The organism is Pseudomonas sp. SMSB3 (assembly GCF_052041965.1).
GTDB lineage: Bacteria > Pseudomonadota > Gammaproteobacteria > Pseudomonadales > Pseudomonadaceae > Aquipseudomonas.
On the sequence record NZ_JBKGGV010000032.1, the window covers coordinates 1 to 2,620 of the forward strand.

The following is a 2,620-nucleotide window of genomic DNA, read 5'->3' on the forward strand; positions in this document are numbered from 1 at the left end:
CCCCAATGGGGTGGTCAGCTGCAGCAGGCGGCCGCTCTGCGAGAGCGGGGTGCCGAAGGTCAGGTCCATGACAAAGGGTCTCCTGAGTGGGGACTGATCGGGTGGTTATTCCAGGGCCTTGATGGGCGGGTCCTGGTAATCCTCATCGATGGCGATGCCCATTTTTTTCAGGCGTGCTTCGGTTTGAGCGCGTTCCTGAGCCATGCGATTGAGTTCGGCGGGTACAAGATCTTTCCAGTGTTCTCTATTTTTTTCGCCTTCCACGAAACCCTTATAAAATTCAGTTTCTGACTCAAATGTAAGAGTGAACAAGTAAGATCCTCTTTCTAATGGTGCGCTCTCGCTTTTCTCACGCTGAACTCGAAGCAATAGGTAAACGCCATCCTTGTAAAAATACCAACTGCTAAACATTGGCATTGTCAACCACTGCTCTTGGTCTAACCTCAATGAAGGATCATTCCAAGGCCCTGTTACTACGGGAACGCCAAAAATTGACTTGGGGTTGTCAAATTTTTTTGCCTGATTTCCGGCAAGCCTCGCTTCGTCAGGGAAGATGTATCGTTGCCAACCAGATCCTTGCAGCTTTTCAATCTGTTGATAAAAATAGTTAATGGCCTGAAGGTGCTCAGAATCTGGTTCGACGCCGCCCAGTGTGACGTTGGCTTTATCGATTTTTTCCCCGTTAAACGTTCTGAGAGTAGTGCTGATGGTGTCGTTGAATTCTAAATCGCCAGTCGCTGACCTGATAGTGAGATTTGCACGGTGCGACTCGCTGAATGGAAGTGAAAATTCGTACATGCAGAGACGAAGCATGCAGTCTTTTTTGAAATTTGCTGTAGAAGAAGAAATAGCTTGGCCGACGGGGGTGTTCATTTCGAATCTAATTACAGGGCTTTTTATGGTCATGCTTGAATCTCCGCAAGCTGCAAGTGTAAAGAGCACCAAGTACAATGCAAATTTAAACATGCTCGCTCCAACTGGAAATCGTCTTGATGCTGTTTTCCATGTGGTCTGCTTCTGTCAGCATTAGTTCATGGTATCTATTTGCGATTCTAGTAATAAATTCCATTCGTTCATTTTTGTTGTACAGTTTTCCTTCGGTCATTACGATGTCGTAATCTGGATTGTTGGTTTCGCACATGGTGCTCATCGCAGCGAGACGACGTGGCACCCCCATATGACCTTCCATCAACGCCTGAAAGTCCAAGAGTTTTTGGAATGCCCAGCTTTCATAAATTAAAGGTTGAAGAATCTCTTTTTGTTCGTGGTTCGCAATAGCCATAAGTGAATTTAGTTGGATGTCTCGTCGTTTCTTTCCTGGCTTTAGATTTTCAATTTCTGGAATCAGCGAAAAACCCTCTAGAAGTGGGTCGGTTTTTTGTAGATTGTTTATTTTTGGGAGCGCGTCATCAAGCCAGGGCAGTTCTTTAAAATTTGTTTTGAAGTCGCAAATGTAATCTTCCCAGTTGCGTACCAGAGCTGCTGCCTTGAACTCATCGGGGTATGTTGTATAGAACCAGTGCCATACAAAAATATCTTGGAATAGCCAAAAGTTACCCTCTCCTAAATACATTTTGGTTGTTTCAAAGAAAGGAGTGGCTGTTCCGGTATATCGCCACTTGCTGTTGCTAGCATAGTCTAGCGCGCACATGACCTGCTTACTGGCAAAAGCAGCAAGTCCAGTCCAGTAAAATCTACCTTTTAGCGCAGGCTTGCCGTTTCGCTCAAGTTCAAGATAAATCCGCGCATAATTTCCAGCAATGCGCTCTGCTCGGGCGCTGAAATCTTTGACCAACTCATAGCGTGCAGTACCTTTGAACTCGATACGGGTTTTCACCGATAGGCGACGCACCGCCTCTTGTTGGCCGAGTGTCCACAACTCCGTATAATGAAGGTCTGATTCGGACGTGGAACACGTTTGCTCGTTGAATTTCAAATCTTGTTTCATACTTTGTTTCTCGGCACATATTTGTCAGCGCCTGCTGGCACCACCAGTTCATCGGGCACAAGCCGCATCTTGGCCGCGTCGGGTTTGTCGCTGAAAAGGCGGGGTGTCATACCTTCCTGATCGGTGAAGTAAACCTGCTTGTCTTTTCCTGGAATGTCGAACTCGACAGCCACGTTTTCCAGCGGAACACCGAAACTGGTCATCAACCTGTTCTGCTCGTCATACATGCCAGAGTCAGGACCGGTGGGTAGCTCCTTGAACGAGTGCTCCATGCTGGCCGGCCCATCCAGCGTTTTCTTCGCCCCTTTGATGTCGATGGTCCCCGGCGCATGCACCTCGATGTTGCTGCCCTTGATGCGGATATAGGCACCACCGCTGGTAAGCAGGATTTCTTTCTGCGCCGACATTTCGATCAACTGTTCTAGCGACGTGAGCTTCATACTCTGCAGCGCAGTCAGTTCCATGGCATCACTTTGTGCCTCCAGTTCGACCTTGCCCTTGGCGGCAAACAGCTTGGCCCCGGCATTCTGCGCAAATAGGCTGATGCTTTGCACCACGCTGGCCAGCAATGACTTACCGCTGGCGATGCTGACATCTTCACCCGTACTCACAGTCAGGTGCTTGCCACTGTGCAGGTGGGTGTTCTGCGGCGTGGCGGTGGCGATATCGGCC

The 2,620-nt window shown here is 48.5% G+C and carries 3 protein-coding genes; all 3 read right to left on the bottom strand.

The window, feature by feature from the left end; all coding sequences use genetic code 11:
- Window positions 1-105: 105 nt before the first annotated feature.
- Window positions 106-966 carry a hypothetical protein gene (locus ACLEJW_RS23135; RefSeq protein WP_440778316.1) on the bottom strand — a complete coding sequence of 287 codons (861 nt, stop codon included), beginning with the start codon at window positions 964-966 and terminating at the stop codon, window positions 106-108.
- Window positions 959-1,948: a DUF2515 family protein gene (locus ACLEJW_RS23140; RefSeq protein ID WP_440778317.1), complete on the bottom strand. Its 990-nt coding sequence runs from the start codon at window positions 1,946-1,948 to the stop codon at window positions 959-961. Before ACLEJW_RS23140 ends, ACLEJW_RS23135 begins: the two co-directional genes overlap by 8 nt.
- Window positions 1,945-2,620 (bottom strand): DUF2345 domain-containing protein (locus tag ACLEJW_RS23145; RefSeq protein ID WP_440778318.1); only part of this gene is annotated, 676 nt, incomplete at its 5' end. The genes ACLEJW_RS23145 and ACLEJW_RS23140, both read right to left, overlap by 4 nt.

Bases quoted from the DNA above. Each gene is read 5' to 3' on its own strand.
- ACLEJW_RS23135 (WP_440778316.1), bottom strand. From the start codon at position 966: ATGTTTAAATTTGCATTGTACTTGGTGCTCTTTACACTTGCAGCTTGC.
- ACLEJW_RS23140 (WP_440778317.1), bottom strand. From the start codon at position 1,948: ATGAAACAAGATTTGAAATTCAACGAGCAAACGTGTTCCACGTCCGAA.